At 59.9% G+C, this 3,320-nt stretch carries 4 protein-coding genes; 3 read left to right on the forward strand and 1 reads right to left on the reverse strand.

All coding sequences use genetic code 11. The features are described from left to right. Window positions 1-44 precede the first annotated feature (44 nt). A complete protein-coding gene (locus tag OC610_RS23880; protein WP_264431359.1) occupies window positions 45-1,013 on the reverse strand; it encodes a polyprenyl synthetase family protein in 969 nt (322 codons plus the stop codon). Between the two features lie 239 nt (window positions 1,014-1,252). On the opposite strand from OC610_RS23880, the gene rplU reads away from it, so the two are divergent. The 3 genes from rplU (at window position 1,253) to cgtA (ending at window position 3,275) form a co-directional block, all read left to right on the forward strand. Then, a complete protein-coding gene (gene rplU / locus OC610_RS23885) occupies window positions 1,253-1,567 on the forward strand; it encodes a 50S ribosomal protein L21 (RefSeq protein ID WP_003176051.1) in 315 nt (104 codons plus the stop codon). A gap of 35 nt (window positions 1,568-1,602) precedes the next feature. Beyond that, on the forward strand, window positions 1,603-1,860 hold the full coding sequence (gene rpmA, locus OC610_RS23890) for a 50S ribosomal protein L27 (protein ID WP_003205738.1): 258 nt from the start codon (window positions 1,603-1,605) through the stop codon (window positions 1,858-1,860). A gap of 191 nt (window positions 1,861-2,051) precedes the next feature. Then, window positions 2,052-3,275 (forward strand): Obg family GTPase CgtA, encoded by a 1,224-nt coding sequence (gene cgtA, locus OC610_RS23895; protein ID WP_039593902.1) that lies wholly within the window; start codon window positions 2,052-2,054, stop codon window positions 3,273-3,275. The last annotated feature ends 45 nt before the right edge of the window (window positions 3,276-3,320 follow it).

Raw genomic sequence — 3,320 nt, forward strand, 5'->3', positions numbered from 1 at the left:
GGGAGCAAGCTCCCTCGCCACAAAAGCTCGCTGTTGACATGCAGTCAGTGGGTACGTGCGACCGCAAACTCGCTCAGTTCCACCAGCGCATCGCGATATTCGCTGGCCGGCAGCACATCGAGGCATTTGATCGCGCGGGCGACGTAATCCCGGGCCAGTGTCGCGGTGTATTCCAGCGAGCCGGAGGCTTCGACCGCGGCACGGATACGCTCCAGGTCTTCGATCCCGCCTTTCTGGATCGCCTGGCGCACCAGCGCTGCTTGTTCCGGCGTGCCTTCGCGCATGGTGTAGATCAGCGGTAGGGTCGGCTTGCCTTCGGCCAGGTCGTCACCGACATTCTTGCCCAGGGTTTCGGCATCGCCCTTGTAGTCCAGCAGGTCGTCCACCAGTTGGAACGCCACGCCCAGGTGATCGCCAAAGGTGCGCAGGGCTTCGCTCTGCTCGGCGGTGGCGCCGGCCAGGGCCGCGGCGCTGTGGGTCGAGGCTTCGAAAAGCATGGCGGTCTTGCCGCGGATGACTTCCATGTAGGTTTCTTCGGTGGTGCTGGCGTCGCGTACCTTGGACAGCTGCAGCACTTCGCCTTCGGCGATGATGCGCGTGGCCTGGGACAGGATCTTCATCACCGGCATCGAGCCCAGCTCGACCATCATTTCGAACGAGCGCGAGTACAGGAAATCGCCCACCAGCACGCTTGGGGCGTTGCCCCACATGGCGTTGGCGGTCGAGCGGCCACGGCGCATGCCGGACATGTCGACGACGTCGTCATGCAGCAGTGTCGCGGTGTGCAGGAACTCGATGGTGGCGGCCAGCAGGCGCATGTCGTCGCCTTCGCGACCCAAGGCCTTGCCACACAACAGCACCAATAAAGGACGCAGGCGCTTGCCGCCAGCCGAGGTGATGTAGTCGCCGATTTTCGATACCAGCGGCACTCGGGAAGTCAGCTGCTTCTTGATGATACCGTCGACGGCACTAAAATCGTCCGCCACTGCGCGGTAGAAAGCTTGGGGTTGCATCAGCGACAGGCGCTCCAGAAGGGTTGCGCGGCATGCTAGGACCCACGTCCGCAGGTGTCAAGGCGCGATGGACGGCTACTTGCAAGGCTCGGTTGCCTTGCGTACAATCGCGCACCCTGAACTTCCTGGGCAGCACCTGCCTTACGCAATTGCATCCGGGCCTTCCAGCCCATGCAGCCATGCCAGCCAATACCTCTTCTTATAAAGCGCTGGGTGAGCAGGATTATCGGAGAAATACCATGTCGTACGCAGTAATTGTTACTGGTGGCAAGCAATACAAGGTCGCCCCAGGTGAATACCTGAAGATCGAAAAACTGGAAATCGCTACCGGCGAATCCGTGACTTTTGATCGCGTTCTGTTGGTCGCCAATGGCGATGACGTGAATATCGGCGCTCCAGTCGTTGCTGGCGCTACCGTTGTGGCTGAAGTGATCTCCCAAGGTCGTCACGATAAAGTCCGCATCATCAAGTTCCGTCGCCGTAAGCACCACATGAAGCGTATGGGCCACCGCCAGTGGTACACCGAGATCAAAATCACCGGTATTCAGGCTTAATTTCAGCCTAATTCCTCACTAGGAGAATTGAACTCATGGCACACAAAAAAGCTGGTGGTAGTACCCGTAACGGTCGCGACTCAGAAGCCAAACGCCTTGGCGTGAAGATGTATGGCGGCCAGGCTATCAAAGCGGGCAACATCATCGTGCGTCAGCGCGGCACCCAATTCCACGCTGGCTACGGCGTTGGCATGGGTAAGGATCACACCCTCTTCGCTAAAGTCGAAGGCGTGATCAAGTTCGAAGTAAAAGGCGCCTTCGGTCGTCGTTACGTAAGCGTTATCGCAGCTTAATTGCGAGACCGCTGGAAAAGCCCTGTCTTGCGACGGGGCTTTTTCGTTTGTGGGGTGAGTCTCTTGCAAAACTGTTTGTATGGGCTGTCGGCGCTGCGGTTGGGGCGTGTTTTGAGGTCGCTGCGCTCATTTTTGCAAGAGTCTTATGTCTTGTTTTTTTCGGCTCGTCCGTACGGCGAGAGGCGTGTGTCATGAAGTTTGTTGATGAAGTATCGATTCGAGTAAAGGCTGGCGACGGCGGTAATGGCTGCATGAGTTTCCGTCGGGAAAAATTCATTGAAAACGGTGGTCCGAACGGTGGTGACGGCGGCGACGGCGGCTCGATCTACATGCTTGCCGACGAAAACCTCAACACCCTGGTGGACTACCGTTACACCCGGCACTTCGATGCCGAGCGTGGCTCCAACGGTGGCAGCACCGACTGCACCGGCAAGAAGGGCGAAGACCTGATCCTGCGCGTGCCGGTCGGCACCACGGTGATCGACTCCGCCACCCAGGAAGTCATCGGCGACCTGACCAAGGCCGGCCAGCGTCTGCTGGTCGCCCATGGCGGTTGGCACGGCCTGGGCAACACCCGTTTCAAATCCAGCACCAACCGTGCGCCGCGCCAGACCACGCCGGGCAAGCCCGGCGAGCAGCGCGACCTGAAGCTGGAAATGAAGGTGTTGGCCGACGTGGGCCTGCTGGGCCTGCCGAACGCGGGCAAAAGTACCTTCATTCGCTCGGTGTCGGCGGCCAAGCCGAAAGTTGCGGACTACCCGTTCACCACCCTGGTGCCAAACCTGGGCGTGGTCAGTGTCGACCGTTGGAAGAGCTTCGTGATCGCCGACATTCCGGGCTTGATCGAAGGGGCTTCCGAGGGCGCAGGCCTGGGGATTCGCTTCCTCAAGCACTTGTCCCGTACCCGCCTGTTGCTGCACCTCGTCGACATGGCGCCGCTGGATGAAACCAGTGCCGCCGATGCCGCCGAAGTCATCGTCAACGAACTGACCAAGTTCAGCCCGGCCCTGGCCGAGCGCGACCGTTGGCTGGTGCTGAACAAGTGCGACCAGATCCTCGAAGAAGAGCACGAGGAGCGGGTCAAGGAAATCGTCGATCGCCTGGAGTGGGAAGGCCCGGTCTACGTGATCTCGGCCATCGCCAAGGAAAATACCGAGCGCCTCTGCCACGACATCATGCGTTACCTGGAAGATCGTGCTGATCGCCTGGCCAATGACCCGGCCTACAAGGAAGAGCTGGCCGAGCTCGACCAGCGCATCGAAGACGAGGCCCGTGCCCAGTTGCAGGCACTGGACGACCAGCGTGCGTTGCGCCGTAGTGGCGTCAAGTCGGTCCATGACATCGGTGATGACGATTGGGACGAGGAAGATGTGGATGACGAGGACGGTCCGGAAATCATCTACGTTCGCGACTGATGCTGCTCAGTTGAAACCAAGGCCTGTGGGAGCGAGCTTGCTCGC

It is taken from the genome of Pseudomonas agronomica (assembly GCF_025917275.1).
Lineage (GTDB): Bacteria > Pseudomonadota > Gammaproteobacteria > Pseudomonadales > Pseudomonadaceae > Aquipseudomonas > Aquipseudomonas agronomica.